Source organism: Arsenophonus sp. ENCA, assembly GCF_002287155.1.
Taxonomy (GTDB): domain Bacteria; phylum Pseudomonadota; class Gammaproteobacteria; order Enterobacterales; family Enterobacteriaceae; genus Arsenophonus; species Arsenophonus nilaparvatae.
The window spans coordinates 1-15,205 of record NZ_NHNG01000300.1; the positions used below are offsets into that span (position 1 = coordinate 1).

At 39.3% G+C, this 15,205-nt stretch carries 14 protein-coding genes and 1 pseudogene; 3 read left to right on the forward strand and 12 right to left on the reverse strand.

Translation table 11 applies throughout. From position 1 onward, the window contains the following. Positions 1-112 (forward strand): ATP-binding protein (locus CBG25_RS08090; protein ID WP_290603782.1); only part of this gene is annotated, 112 nt, incomplete at its 5' end. 105 nt (positions 113-217) lie between these two features. On the opposite strand, the gene pmbA is transcribed toward CBG25_RS08090, so the two are convergent. Further along, positions 218-1,558: a metalloprotease PmbA gene (pmbA, locus tag CBG25_RS08095; RefSeq protein WP_290605917.1), complete on the reverse strand. Its 1,341-nt coding sequence runs from the start codon at positions 1,556-1,558 to the stop codon at positions 218-220. 182 nt (positions 1,559-1,740) lie between these two features. Here pmbA and yjgA point away from each other — a divergent pair, with 182 nt between their 5' ends. Then, complete coding sequence (yjgA, locus tag CBG25_RS08100; RefSeq protein ID WP_290605919.1) at positions 1,741-2,280, forward strand: ribosome biogenesis factor YjgA; 540 nt, start codon at positions 1,741-1,743, stop codon at positions 2,278-2,280. On the opposite strand, the gene CBG25_RS08105 is transcribed toward yjgA, so the two are convergent. The 10 genes and pseudogenes from CBG25_RS08105 to mreB all read right to left on the reverse strand — a co-directional run bounded on the left by CBG25_RS08105 (position 2,277) and on the right by mreB (position 13,988). After that, positions 2,277-2,567, reverse strand: a complete 291-nt coding sequence (locus tag CBG25_RS08105) for a barstar family protein (RefSeq protein ID WP_290605921.1) — start codon at positions 2,565-2,567, stop codon at positions 2,277-2,279. The two genes, yjgA and CBG25_RS08105, sit on opposite strands and share 4 nt — an antisense overlap. After that, positions 2,568-3,029: pseudogene (locus CBG25_RS08110) on the reverse strand (ribonuclease domain-containing protein). 20 nt (positions 3,030-3,049) lie between these two features. Continuing rightward, entirely contained in the window at positions 3,050-4,495 is a 1,446-nt protein-coding gene (gene tldD / locus CBG25_RS08115; RefSeq protein ID WP_290605923.1) for a metalloprotease TldD, read from the reverse strand. A gap of 15 nt (positions 4,496-4,510) precedes the next feature. Beyond that, positions 4,511-5,368, reverse strand: a complete 858-nt coding sequence (locus CBG25_RS08120) for a carbon-nitrogen hydrolase family protein (protein ID WP_290605925.1) — start codon at positions 5,366-5,368, stop codon at positions 4,511-4,513. Further along, the gene (yhdP, locus tag CBG25_RS08125; protein WP_290605927.1) at positions 5,358-9,179 is read right to left on the reverse strand and encodes an AsmA2 domain-containing protein YhdP; all 3,822 of its coding nucleotides are present in this window, start codon (positions 9,177-9,179) and stop codon (positions 5,358-5,360) included. The genes CBG25_RS08120 and yhdP overlap by 11 nt, the downstream gene beginning before the upstream one ends. Positions 9,180-9,204: 25 nt before the next feature. Beyond that, the gene (rng, locus tag CBG25_RS08130; RefSeq protein WP_290605928.1) at positions 9,205-10,692 is read right to left on the reverse strand and encodes a ribonuclease G; all 1,488 of its coding nucleotides are present in this window, start codon (positions 10,690-10,692) and stop codon (positions 9,205-9,207) included. Then, positions 10,682-11,278, reverse strand: a complete 597-nt coding sequence (locus CBG25_RS08135; protein WP_290605930.1) for a Maf family protein — start codon at positions 11,276-11,278, stop codon at positions 10,682-10,684. The genes rng and CBG25_RS08135 overlap by 11 nt, the downstream gene beginning before the upstream one ends. Before the next feature lie 42 nt (positions 11,279-11,320). Next, positions 11,321-11,809, reverse strand: a complete 489-nt coding sequence (gene mreD, locus CBG25_RS08140; RefSeq protein WP_290605932.1) for a rod shape-determining protein MreD — start codon at positions 11,807-11,809, stop codon at positions 11,321-11,323. A 42-nt stretch (positions 11,810-11,851) separates the two neighbouring features. Continuing rightward, a complete protein-coding gene (gene mreC / locus CBG25_RS08145; RefSeq protein ID WP_032115648.1) occupies positions 11,852-12,841 on the reverse strand; it encodes a rod shape-determining protein MreC in 990 nt (329 codons plus the stop codon). Between the two features lie 103 nt (positions 12,842-12,944). Then, entirely contained in the window at positions 12,945-13,988 is a 1,044-nt protein-coding gene (gene mreB, locus CBG25_RS08150; protein WP_026821343.1) for a rod shape-determining protein MreB, read from the reverse strand. A gap of 608 nt (positions 13,989-14,596) precedes the next feature. Here mreB and CBG25_RS08155 point away from each other — a divergent pair. After that, positions 14,597-14,755: a hypothetical protein gene (locus CBG25_RS08155; protein ID WP_290605937.1), complete on the forward strand. Its 159-nt coding sequence runs from the start codon at positions 14,597-14,599 to the stop codon at positions 14,753-14,755. A gap of 78 nt (positions 14,756-14,833) precedes the next feature. On the opposite strand, the gene CBG25_RS08160 is transcribed toward CBG25_RS08155, so the two are convergent. Continuing rightward, positions 14,834-15,205: transposase (locus tag CBG25_RS08160; RefSeq protein ID WP_290603757.1), on the reverse strand; the 372-nt coding region annotated here is incomplete at its 5' end.

A 15,205-nucleotide genomic window follows, 5' to 3' on the forward strand; every position in this document is an offset into this window, starting at 1 on the left:
AACCCATGCAGATGCAATCTTAGATCGGCTGGTTCATGGCAGCATCAAATTAGAGCTAAAAGGAGAATCAATGCGAAAAATACAAACGCTATTGACTGATGGAGATCAGTGAAGTTAATTTAAAAAATGGTTCTGTGATAATGACACAAAGCGATCTCCATCGATGTTAATAAGTGATCTTCTTCATGGTAATACGCAACGCAATTATTAGCAAAATTTACTGACCAGCAACATGCATTTCTGGTAATAACACCGAACCACATTGAATATTACTGCGAGTTTCAATATCGTTGCCTATTGTTACGATATTAGCCCACATCTGTTTTAGATTGCCAGCAATAGTAATTTCACTGACTGGATATTGTATTACGCCGTTTTCAACCCAAAAACCGGCTGCTCCCCGAGAATAATCCCCCGTTACCATGCTAACTCCCTGCCCCATCAATTCAGTAACAACTAATCCTGTTCCCATTTCTCGCAATAAAGCAGCAAAATCTAACCCCTGGCCAGCAATATGCCAGTTATGAATACCACCAGCATGACCAGTACTCTGTAAACCAAGCTTACGCGCTGAATAACTGGTCAATAACCAAGTTTGTAATATCCCTTGCTCAATAATATTACGTTGACTAGTATTCACACCTTCACTATCAAAGGGAGATGACGCTAGTCCGCTAATCAGATGTGGCTTCTCCTGAATGGTTAACCAAGAAGGAAAAATTTGCTTACCAAGGCTGTCTAATAAAAAAGAGGATCTACGATAAATACTTGTACCACTAATCGCACCAACCAAGTGACCAAATAAACCGGTTGCTACCTCAGCAGCAAAAATGACCGGTGTCTTCATAGTTGATAATTTACGCGGTGAAAGCCTGGCGACAGTTCGGCGAGCAGCCTCCTGTCCAACCCATTGAGGTGATTGCAAATCCTCTAATCGACGGGCAATGGAATAAGCATAATCGCGCTCCATTCCATCATTCTCCTGAGCAATCACACAACTTGACATTGAGTGCCGACTGGAGCAATAGCTCTGTAACATTCCGTGAGTATTACCAAACACTCTAATGCCATAATGACTATTAAAACTTCCACCTTCAGTATTTTTAATTCTTTTATCCGCATTTAAAGCCGACATCTCCGCTTGACCTGCCAATTGGATGGCCTTTTCAGCATCAATATCAAAAGGATAAAAGAGTTTTAAATCAGGTGATTGATAAGCCAAAAGGTCAGCGTCTGCTAAACCAGCAAAAGGCTCTTCTGAAGTATACTGTGCAATATCAATAGCGGCTTGTACAGTACGCTTAATCGCTGCTGGATGTAAATTAGTAGACGATGCACTCCCTTTACGTTGTTTATGATAAACCGTGATGCCAAGAGCACCATCACTATTAAATTCAATATTTTCAGTTTCACCAAAACGTGTACTTACACTGATACCTGTTGATTTATTAATAGCCACTTCAGCTGCATCACAACTCTTTTTGGCGATTGATAATGCATATGCAACTGTTTCTTCTAATTGTTTACGTTGTAATAAAACCTGTTCCGTCAAACTCATTGATATCATCCAAAAATAGAAAATAAAATCAACTCAACCAATACCTATCTTCAGCAGAAAATAAATCCTCTATAGCATTAAATCTATTTTCCCAGTTACAATAGATATAAGATGTTAACATACCAGACGACAGATTATTCTGAAATAAAATAATCCGACGTATTGCTAAGAGGAAAACCGCGATGGCAAAACAGCCCGATAACTGGTTAGATGATAATGCCGATAATATCGATAAGGATGAAATCATCTGGGTCAGTAAAAGCGAAATCAAGCGTGATGCCGAAGCGCTAAAAAAGCTGGGAGCAGAACTGGTTGAACTTAGTAAACATGAACTAGAACGTATCCCCCTTAATGATGAACTATTAGCAGCTGTTGAACTAGCACAAAAAATTAAGCGTGAAGGGCGACGACGCCAGCTACAATTTATTGGTAAATTACTCAGAGCGCAAGATCCCCAACCTATTTATGACGCATTGGATAAGCTAAAAAATCGGCACAATCAACAAATCGCCATATTACATAAGCTTGAAGCGTTACGTAATCAATTATTAGAGAATGGCGATAATGCAATTGAAGATGTAATACGTTTATTTCCCTTAGCTGATCGTCAACAACTACGGACATTAATTCGTAACTGTAAAAAAGAAAGGGAGGCAAATAAACCGGCTAAAGCCTATCGCCAACTCTTTCAATACCTAAAGACACTATCTGAAAGTGCCTAAGCTGGATTAGATTGGGAGGCTCGGCAATGAAATATGAATTGCCCTCCCAATGTTTGTTCAGCTTCTCTAAAAACCGTTATCAGCTCAGCAAATTCTGCTAACTGATATTCATTTATATGAGAAAAAATAACCTCTACCGGTAAAGCAATTCCACCAGTCAACATATCCCAAAGTGCATCCAAATTTTGGCCAAACCATTTTGGTAATTCAAAAGCTAATATCGCTTTTTGATAAAAGTCATTCAGATTGTCTATTTCACGAAAATCAAATTCAACACAATGCATCATTTAATTCACTCTTGAAAAGGTTTTATAATGATCTAACGTCACATAAATCAATCCATCTGATGAATAAAGCAATCTATCACTAGCTCGATGACCACAGTGATAATTGATATCGGCTTCATACCATTGCCGATCTGGCGCAGCAGGTAGTAATTTTTCTCGGTTGTTCTATCTATCGCCACCAATCGCTTTACCCGGCACAACTTGACATAAATTACCTGCCCTTGGATCCCAACCACTTTGTCGTGCTTTTCTTTTTGTAATATAAAAGTCTGGTAATCGATGGTATTGCCTTAGATAATTAACCACATTTTGCTGTGCAGTTAACTTATCAATATTATGAACAGCGGTGGGCGCTACTGTTTGCCCTATTATGTCTGCCTGCTGCCGACTATGCCATTTAAAGTAAACGCCTGCCCCTATTAATATGGCTAATATTAGCAAGATAACAATTTTTTTATTCATCCAATCATCCAAAAAATTTATTATGCTGTTCCACCAACCGTCATACTATCGAGCTTTAATGTGGGTTGGCCAACACCAACAGGAACACTTTGCCCTTCTTTGCCGCAAACACCAATCCCGCTATCAAGTTTGAGATCATTACCAACCATTGAAATCTGCTGCATTGCTTCTCGCCCGGCGCCAACTAATGTTGCTCCTTTTATCGGCTTTGTGATTTTCCCTTTTTCGATCAAATAGGCTTCCGCAGTCGAAAAAACAAATTTGCCCGAAGTAATATCAACTTGCCCACCAGCAAAATTAGGTGCATAAATACCACGATCAACACTGGCTATTATCTCTGCCGGGATTGATTGTCCGGCTAACATATAAGTATTTGTCATACGAGGCATCGGCAAATGAGCATAAGATTCACGCCGACCATTGCCGGTTGGCACAACCCCCATCAAACGAGCGTTCATTTTGTCTTGCATATAACCTTTTAAAATACCATTTTCAATCAAGACATTATATTGCCCCGGTACACCTTCATCATCAATGGCTAAAGATCCTCTACGACCGACTAGAGTCGCATCATCAACCACGGTACAAAGTGGTGAAGCAACTTGTTGACCTACTTTTCCACTAAAAATAGATGTTCCACGCCGATTAAAATCACCTTCAAGACCGTGGCCGACTGCCTCGTGTAGTAAAACACCTGGCCAACCAGCACCGAGTACCACAGGCATTGTGCCTGCCGGTGCAGCAATTGCGGTAAGATTAACCAATGCTATGCGGACAGCCTCTCGAGCATAATATTCCGCCCGAACTTCACCTTGCTCTGTTTCAAGAAAATATTGGTAACCATAGCGCCCACCGCCACCACTACCAGCACGCTCACGCTTGCCGTCATGTTCCACTAACACACTGACAGATAAGCGTACTAATGGGCGAATATCAGCCGCTAACGTGCCATCTGTTGCTACAACCAGAACATGTTCATAAACACCAGATAGCGTTACATCAACCTCCTGCACACGAGGATCTTCGGCTCGAGCAACTTGATCAACACGCTGTAATAATGCGATTTTTTCTTCCGGGCTCATTGTTTGTATAGGATCAATCGCAGAATATAAATGTTTAAAATTAACCTTACTAATTAGACATGCTTTGCCCTTCCCTGCCTGATTTACAATGCTTCGAGCCGCATTAGCACTTTGCTGTAGTGCCTGTAAAGTTATTTGATCGGCATAAGCAAATCCGGTTTTATCATCACGAATAGCGCGAATACCTACACCCTGATCAATATTGTAAGATCCTCTTTTAATAATTCCGTCTTCCAATCCCCATGCTTCATGACAACTCGATTGAAAATAGAGATCGGCATAATCTAAATGTCGCTCGGCAAGTGATTGTAAAACATCTTGCAGATGTTGATGATTGAGATCGTTTGATGTCAGCAAATATTCACTAACAGAGGTTAAACTCATATTTATTTACTCTTTCTATTTCCTTTTGTGTTCAATTAATGGCATCAAACTAGTACGGAAGCGATTATGCTTTACGACTTTCATCTGTTCACGGACACCAATCAGGCTTTCTTTAGCTTTATCAATATTAAGTGTTAATGCACTGACTGCATCTGCATTTTCTTGCAAAATATTGCCCCAGCTATCAATCACCATTGAGTGACCCCAAGTACGACGTTGACCATGCACGCCTATTTGTGCCAGCGCCAAAATAATACATTGATTTTCAATCGCGCGGGCTTTTAACAGTGGCTCCCAGTGAGCTTCACCAGTTAAACGTGTAAAAGCAGCCGGCACAGCAATGAGATCCGCCCCTTGCTTTCTTAATGCCTGAAACAGGCAGGGAAAACGTAAATCATAACAAATCGTCATTCCTAAACGGCCAACTGGCGTATCAACTACTGTAATATGTTCACCACGTTGATAAATTGAAGATTCGTTATAAATACCTTGTTCATCTTCAATTATATTCACATCAAACATGTGAATTTTGTCATAGCGAGCACGAATTGCACCGCTATCATCAAATAACAGACTACTACTCGTGATAAGCTCAGGATTTTCTCGGCTGATTAATGGCATAGAGCCCACCAATATGCATACTTGATAATGGCGAGCCATTTCAGCAATTGCACCTTGTAAAGGACCTTCTCCCTGTGATTCAGCAAAATTACGGTAACTGATATTATCACTAAACAACAGTGCATTTTCCAGTGTTAAAACCAATTTCACACTATTTGGCAATTGTTTAATCTGCTGCTCTATCTGAGCAAGGTTATGTTTAGTATTTTTACCACTACACAATTGTAATAGTGCAATATTGTCACTTGTCATCCCGTTGATTCTCCTTCAATTGACGTAAAGTTTCATCAATTTTTGGTTGTTCCAGACTACCGGTAATTCGATAACGAATAACCGATATTTTACTCCATAATGGGCCCAATACTCTAGTTGCGGCAAACACTGCCGCACCCGCAAGTGGATTAACGGCAAATGCTGTTGCAACACTTACCGTGGTTGAAATTTCAAGGGTAATAATAGCTTCTAAATTCATATCACGACGAACTAAATTAATTTTACCATGTATTGTAATATCAGCCATTAAACCATCAATATAAAAATCATCAGTATTCAAAATGCCATTTTTTATATTGGCGTTACCCCGAATGGCATCAAATGCGAAGTCATCACTAAAAGTATCACTAAAATCCAATTGCAATTTACGTAAAAGTGCGTCAAAACTGATAAAACGCAACAACTGACCGGCTCCACCACCACCCATCTGAGCAATTGCTCCCTTGGCTAATTTAAAACTCAGATTACCGTTCAAACTAGCAACATCAGGTTGCCATGGTACTGCGGCCCAATTTAAATCAAAATCAATTCTAAACGGTGCCTGTTTAATTGGCACTAGTATGCCGTAATAAGCAGCCAAATCATCAAATTTATTACCTTTTAATATCCCTTTTATCGTTGTACTGTTTTGCTGATCTGCATGCCACATACCAGAGATTTTCAAATCAGTGGAGCTATTTATTAACGATCCTTCTTTTAAAATGAGGGTTTGTCTATTGCGCATGACTTGTGCTTTTAGTTCACCTAGTTTATAGCCTGCAAACCAACATTCTGAGCAATAAATATTCATATTTGGCCAAGCTGAAATATCATATCTTTGCGCAACGTTATTTATTGCCACATAATTCTGCTGTTGGAATGAAGTTTCTGGATTAAAATAAAGATAGTTAATCTTAGCTTGCCAATCACCCTGCTTCGGAATACTTAAACTACCCTTCAAATTATCGCTATCTACAACAATTGTCGTTAATTCAGCGGTTTTATTAATGGTAAATGCCATATTATTCCATTGCTGTTTAGCAAAAGTGATCTTTGGCAAGTTAACAATAGCGATATCGGGTATTACAAATGATTTACCATAACTTTGGGATGCTAAATGTAATGAAGAAAATGAAGTCAACAATGAAAGCCATTTCGGATCATTGATTTCAGGTAAGTTGATCATAACTAATGGACTGTCGGGCAGAACAACACTTTTAGCGGTGTAAGGCTGAATGGCTACTTTTAGCAAACGAACTTGCTTGTCAGTAAATTGCCATTGGCTATTAAAGCTAACTTGCTTACCAACATCACCATAAATTTGTAATTGCCGGGTATCACCACTAGCACGAATTTGCATATCACCTAATTGCCTTACTTGTTCGCTATCCAAAGCAGGAAATTGGCTAGTAAGCTTATCTAATTTGCTATTCAGAGCAATGGATAAGGTTGGATTTTGCTTTAGTTGATTGGGCAATTGAATATTAACCTTTCCTTGCCAGGCTGTGCTACCTGCCAATTGACGCGTAATCGATTTAGGCAAAATAGCGATTTTTTTAGCTTGCCAATTACCGCCAACATTTACATTGATCTGATAATTCTGTCGTTCATTAGTAGTATTAAATGTTAAATTTATCGGTTGACCAAACCATTCAGCTTGCAACTTTTCACTTTTCAAATCACCGTTACGAAAATAAAAACGTCCCGTTAGCTGTTCCAGCTGACTATCAATAGCTGTGATATCGACCTCATTATTCTTAAGATCAACTTGACCACTAGCAATCACACTACCACTATTTCTCTCTAACGGAATATCAAGCATCAATTTGCCACTAACGTTACCGCCTATTTTCACTGCATCTAATGCCTTGCCAATCGAACCTTCCATCGGGCTATGGATAAAATAATTACGGATCGCTTTTCCATCACCGGTAATATGAGATTTTATTAATAATTTAGATTGACTATAATCGGCAATATCTGCGCTAAGATCTAGCGCTTTAGTATCACCTAATTTTACACTAGGCGCCGACATCCAAAGTCCATTACGTTCAAAATTAAGATCGATATCCAAATCAAAAATTGTCGGCCAATCAGGTTGATACTTAAAAGTCGCATCTCGTAGCGGTACAACAACTTGAAATTGTCCATTATTCTTTTTAAAAGGAAAATTGGCCGGATCACCGTGAAAAACCATCGTGGCGGCATCAACATGACCGCTAATAATTGCTTTCGTCAGATAATCAGATAAATCTTTACCCATTAACGTGGTGGGAAAATAACGCCATGTATCACCCGCATCGGTCAATTTTGCGCCAGCCAAAATACTTAATATAGGTGGCTGATCTTTTGCTGTCTGATAACGAAAATCGCCAGTTGTCGATAGCGATTTTGCTTGTAGCATCAGATCCTCACTCCAAATCTGGCGTGATTGGTTTTCTTCCGACCAAAAAATCGTTCCCTGTCCGGCAGAAATTTCCAATGGCACTTTAAACATTGGCGCATATTCGATAAAACTATTATTTAAGTTAAATGAAAATCTTCCACTTTGCAGACTACCTCGCAATGAACCACTAAAATGGCTAACTGAAGGTATATCTTTCCAGCGTATCCAGCTAATATCTTGCCAGGTGGCATCAATTAGCGCCTTCTCTGGCTTGCCAGGCGTAATATCCAATGCCAGTGCGACGAGCTGACCTTTTGGCTGACGCTTTTGCCAATCACTAATAAATTCAGGCGTGAAAAAAGAGAAAATAGGGATAATAGTTCTTAATCGCTCTAATTGAATATTATTAATCCGTATACGCCAATGATTTTCATCTGCTTTTGATTGTGGTAAATAGAGTAGAGAAATTTGACCTTCAAGCCATTGTTGTTGATCAGTTTTTAAATGTTGTAGCTGTGGAATATTAAATAACCAACCATTCTCTTGACGATGCAGGGTCAGCAATAAATCATCAACAGCCAGCTGATGCTCTTGTCCATCAACCTGCCAATTTGCCTGTCCTTGATGCAACTGTAATTGCCCACCTTCGATACGACTATCTTTGATAGTAATCCAGCTAGAAAGACTAAATATTGCATTCTGTAATCCAGTACTATCACGTAACCAACGACTTAACCAAGGGCGCAAATTTACATTATCTGCCTGTAAGTAAACCGTGCCGCTATTAATCACACCATTTTTATTACGAAGATTGAGTTTAATTTGAATGGCATCCTGATCTTGCTGCTGTTCAAAATTATCAAGACTGATAAATCCTTGTGCTCGATGATATTCATTTTGATTTAACCAGGTCAGTTCAGGGATTTTTAAGGTCTTTTTTTCTGCCGACGGCGTCAAAAAAGTGATACGGCTTTCTTTTAAGGTAAAATAATCAAATTGCTGTAAAAACAATTCATCTAAAGCATCTAAATCAAAATGACTAAAATCACCTTCACTGACAAATTCAAGTGGTTTATAACAATCTGCATTTAATTGATAGAAAATAATATCCCGAAAACGCAGATGTAAAGAAAAGAGTGAACGCCATATATCAAGTGAAAATTTTATTTTCTTTACCTGAATATTCACTTTTTTCGTGCTGACACTGACATCAGATAACGTTAATACTGGTCCAAAAGAGACCCATTCACCTTCAATATGACCAATTTTAAACGGTATTCCTGTTAATGATTGCAACTGTCCTTCAAGTTGATTGCGATATTCATTAATTTGTGGAAGAAAAAGACGTAGTCCAATAATGGCCAATGCCATAATAAGTACTATTATTGCGCTTATGGCTACCAATACCTTAGGTAGTCGTTTCACCCATCTCTCCTTCCAAAAGAAGTTACTACAATGGCAATCTAACCACTATCATAACGATATCAAACTGTTCCTGACTATACAGTGACTCAATTTGGACTTTGACAGATTTGCCAACAAAAATTTCTACTTCGGCCAATATATGAGATTCATCACCATTTAATGCTTCAACAACCGCCGCTGAAGCATAGACTAAGAAACGATTGGCATCGATAGTACGATTTATACGAACAATCTCCCGTAAAATTTCATAACAGACTGTTTCTACCGATTTTACTGTTCCTCTACCCTGGCAAGTCGAGCATTCATCACATAGAACATGTTCAAGGCTCTCACGTGTTCTTTTGCGTGTCATCTCGACCAATCCTAGTTGAGAAAAACCATTAATGGTGGTTTTAACCCGATCTTTTAATAATGATTGTTCCAACGATGCCAAAACACGACGACGATGCTCAGAATCAAGCATATCAATAAAATCGATAATAATAATACCGCCCAAGTTGCGTAACCTTAACTGTCTCGCTATGGCTTGTGACGCTTCAATATTGGTATTAAAAATGGTCTCCTCCAGATTACGGTGACCAACAAAAGCACCAGTATTAATATCAATAGTGGTCATTGCTTCAGTTTGATCAATAATGAGGTAACCACCTGATTTTAATTCAACTTTACGTTCTAAAGCACGTTGGATCTCTTTCTCAACATCATACAGATCTAATATTGGTAATGGTCCTTGATACAGTTCAAGTTTTACTGTCATTTCAGGCACATATTCATCAATAAAATCTTTTAATGAAATAAAAGTCAGGTTTGAATCAACACGGATCCGGTCTAATGAAGCACCGGCAAAATCACGAATGATACGATGTGCTAAAGCCAGTTCACCATAAATCTGCATGCGGGACTTATGACGTTTTTTACGTTCAACAATTTTAGCCCATAAACGCTTCAAGAAAGCGGCATCTTGAGCCAGTTCATCATCACCGATCCCTTCTGCCGCAGTACGAATAATAAAACCACCATTTTCATCACAAAATAGCTCAACAATATTTTTCAAACGCTCTCGTTCTTCTTCACCTTCAATGCGTTGGGAAACGCCGACATGAGACGCTCCCGGCATAAAAACCAGATAACGGGATGGTAATGTGATATCCGTTGTTAAACGAGCACCTTTTGTTCCTAGCGGATCTTTAACCACCTGTACCATAATATCTTGCCCTTGCCGAACCAATTCGCCGATATCACGTACATGAAAGTTTTTTTGTTCGTCACCGGCAATACATTCGGTGTGAGGCATAATATCTGAGGCATGAAGAAAAGCGGATTTTTCCAAGCCAATATCAACAAAGGCCGCCTGCATACCGGGCAAGACTCGACTCACACGACCTTTGTAAATATTACCTACAATGCCTCTTTTAGCTTCACGCTCAATATGAATTTCTTGTAACACGCCACCATCAATATAAGCCACCCGTGTTTCAGAGGGGGTTACATTGACTAATAGTTCAGCTACCATAGCTCTCATTCCTATTATTTAACGCCAGAAACTTGGTCAATAATTCATCTGTTTCAACTAACGGTAACCCTACTACAGCGTGATAACTTCCGACAATCCGCTTAATAAAACAGCCACCTTTAACCTGGATAGCATAAGCTCCTGCCTTGTCCATCGGTTCACCCGACAAGATATATTGATCGATTTCTTTATTTGTTAATTGTCGCAATGTCACTTTGGTGACAATTAAATCATACAATGTATTTCGCTTATCTGAGAACGCGATTGCAGTCATCACTTGGTGTGTTTTACCTGAAAGTTGTCTTAATATATGCGCAGCATGGTTTTCATCTTTAGGCTTACCCAAAATATTTCCGTCACTTACGACGATAGTATCCGCACCCAACACTGGGTAGGGTTTTTCTGCCATATCAACACCCGCCTGAGATTTTTCACATGCTAAGCGAATAACATACTCACTGGGTGTCTCTCCTTCGTACCATAATTCAGATATATCAGGGAGAATAATGTCAAATAACCATCCTAGCTGCTCAATTAACTTACGTCTTCTTGGCGAAGCTGACGCTAAATAAATTCTATTTACCATAGAAAAAACTCTCAGAAAAAATAGACAATTGGCTGCCCATTTTTAACGAACTAAAAACTGGCGTCGAACTTTGCGCAATAATAAAAACATCCAGGGCCACAAGATGGCATTAATCAAACAATTCCAGAATACTTCGGGATGAAATAATACTAGAGAGGAAAGAAACTCCGCCCAGAAGATCGTAAAATTCATAACCACTGATAATCCAGCAATAACAAGGGATTGTTGCCACAGTGCCATATTACGAAGAAGCTGATGTTTATACGATACCAAATAACAAATCATACTATAAGCTAATTCATGTACACCAAGAGCTGAACCTTGGATAAGATCCATAAAGATCCCCAAAAAAAATCCTGTACCTACACTAACTCGATGCGGCAAAGCCATAACCCAATAAATTAAAATTAATGCTAACCATGTGGGGCGATAATAAATAAACTGCTCAGGCCAGGGCACTTGCTCTAGGATTATTGCAATTAAAAAGGACAGCCAAATGATCCACCGCCCATTTCCACGGTATTGATCCATTTTATGTTTCCTTTAGTTGCCTTGATTTCACGGTAGCAATTCCTACTGAGCGACCAAAGGAGGTTGCTCGACATTTTTTTTCATTTCTGTTGACGGTAGCTGTGGCCCTTGAAGCTCGTTTGGGCCAGGAAACACCTGGGGCAGAATCTTCATTAAACGTTCATTTGCTGCACGATATACTTCTGATGGAGGTAAAGGATGAGAAGGATCGCTAGAGTTTCCCCATAGCAATAAAAGATAGCGTAGTCTTTGTAAATCTGCGGTAGGCCGTGCATGGATAATCGTATAAGCGCGTTGGGTATCATGTCTTACGGAAGAAACAGTCGCAACTGGGTAACCTTCAGGAAAACGCCCGCCTAAACCAGAAGTAACTATTACATCACCAATACGTATATCAATATTATCTGGTAAAGGTTCAAGTTGAAGATCATCACTACATCCTGTACCCACTGCAATAACCCGAATATCATTACGTAATACTTGTATAGGTAATGCATGCGTTGTGTCACAAATCAGCAAAACACGGCTATTAAACTGGCTCACTGCGATAACCTGTCCAACAACACCTTTATCACTAATAACAGGCTGGCCTTCATAAACACCATCATGTAAACCTTTATCAATCACAATTTGATCTCGATAAGGTGTATTCGCACCTGAAAGCACTTGAGTAACCATCATGTGTTCATCCTGACGTAGAGGTGAACCCAATAGCTCACGTAATCTAGCGTTTTCCTGTTTAAGTTGTCCAAGTAATAAATTATCTGCTTTTTTTAATAAAACCTCTTTCTTCAATGCTTTATTTTCAAAAAGAAGTTGATCTCTTCTCGCCAATGCATCTGAAATATTATCAAGCAGTTCTCGCGGACCATTTGCCAAAAAATAAAAAGGACTAACAGCCGTATCTAAATAACTACGTATTTTATTAAAAGTATCAAATTGACGATCAAAAGCAACCAACGCGATTGCAACAACGATCGCAATAATAATACGTAATTGTAGGGATGGCCCTCGACTAAAGATCGGCTTCATGAGTTATTTTTATAAAAAATAAATAAACGTTAAACATTAACATCGCTATACATAAAGTAAGGAGGAGCGCCATCCTTAAGTTCCTCCTTCTATTGGTTAACATCTAGTCATCACTAAACAGATCACCACCATGCATGTCGATCATTTCCAATGCCTTACCACCACCACGTGCAACACAAGTTAGCGGATCTTCAGCAACAATAACGGGAATGCCTGTTTCTTCCATTAATAGACGATCCAAATTACGCAACAACGCGCCACCACCAGTTAACACCATACCTCGTTCAGAGATATCAGAAGCTAATTCTGGTGGACATTGTTCCAAGGCCAACATAACGGCACTAACAATACCGGTCAAAGGTTCCTGTAATGCCTCAAGTATCTCATTAGAATTAAGTGTAAAACCACGTGGTACGCCTTCAGCCAAATTACGGCCGCGCACTTCAATTTCGTAAACTTGATCTGTAGGATAGGCCGAACCGATTTCATGTTTAATCCGCTCAGCAGTAGCTTCACCGATTAATGAACCATAATTGCGACGAACATAATTAATGATCGCTTCATCAAACCGGTCACCGCCGATACGTACCGATGACGAATAAACAACACCATTTAATGAAATAACAGCAACTTCTGTCGTTCCACCACCAATATCAACCACCATTGAACCCGTTGCTTCGGAAACAGGCAAACCAGCACCAATTGCAGCCGACATGGGTTCTTCAATTAAGAAAACCTCACGAGCGCCAGCACTAAGCGCCGACTCTCGGATTGCACGACGTTCTACCTGGGTCGCACCAACAGGTACACAAACTAAGACGCGTGGACTTGGACGCATAAAGCTATTGCTATGAACTTGTTTGATAAAATACTGTAACATTTTTTCAGTAACATAAAAATCAGCAATCACGCCATCTTTCATTGGACGAATAGCCGCGATATTACCTGGCGTCCGGCCTAGCATCTGTTTTGCTTCATGACCTACAGCAGCAACGCTCTTAGGTGAGCCTGCGCGATCTTGACGAATAGCGACAACTGACGGTTCGTCTAACACAATACCTTGTCCTTTGACATAGATGAGAGTATTGGCGGTACCCAAATCAATAGACAAGTCGTTGGAAAACATGCCACGAATTTTTTTAAACATAACGAAAGGATAATCCTGCAAGCTGGAAACGAATGAAAATCGGTCTACTTTACCAACCACATGAAGCGACGACAAGGAGTTAATTAAATCGCTTCAATAAAAAGTGGCTAATTTTTTTACAATACAAAAAACCACTACTACTGCTTATTCTCTATAATCAATTACAGTATAAAGTAAACAATACCCTCATAAAAATCACTTAATTCATTTAATATAAAACTTTCTAACAAGAAAATTAACTATTTTAGATTAAAATATACCACTGTATTAAGTTTATAAGACGCTACATAATTATTAGTTGACATATGCTTCAAAGCAAGGTCAATTGGCTTTTTAATATTATATTAAAGTATAAAAGCCTGCCATGTTAATACGTTTTTAAAGTAGCAATAAAAAATAATTTAAATGTAAGTATTAATTCTGCACGTTATTATTTATAGAAGAAAAAATTTTTTTTACTACTAAAATAAACTAGTATTCTGCCTGATAACGCCCTAGTAAAAAAACCATATTTACAATTTATTTATTATTGAGACTTTATGCCCGCCGAAATAACGAAAATAAATTTATACTGCAGCATCCTTATACTAACTTAAAGGCCACAAATTATGAAAGCCTTGCTATTAGAACAAGAAAATCAAGTATTAAAAGCCAGTATAAAATCGATCGATGACACACTTTTACCCTCTGATGACGTTACCGTAGATATTTGGGCACCTCGAAAAACTCAAGATTTTCAATTAACCCTTGGCTTTCATTCTAAATAATTAGATTTTTTTTGATTATCACGCTACTGATTCTATCGCACATTGCCCTGGCTAGGGCCATTTGACCCATTCTGGGCGTCAGAAAGCCACGATGCACGCGCTCTGGAAGTACGCCAACCGCTTTAGGTTGTAACATGCTGCCATCATCGTCATGGCAAAATTAGCGCGCACCTGTCCAATGGTGCGGATCAGTTTTCTACCCATTTGTTCCATCGCCGCAAATGCATGTTCAACCCGTGCCCTAGTCTTTGCAATCCTGTGGTTTCGCCCTTGCTGAGTCTTGGACAACGGTTTGTTTCGATGGCCTTTACGCTGAATCTGGCTCCTATAGCCGTTTGCCTTCAGCCAAGCTTCCCGCTCCGCAGAGGGATAGCCTCGGTCGGCGTAGATATTGCGATTGGTGTTGGCCTTGTCAATGACCCTTTCGAAATGCTGACTGTCGTGGGTGCT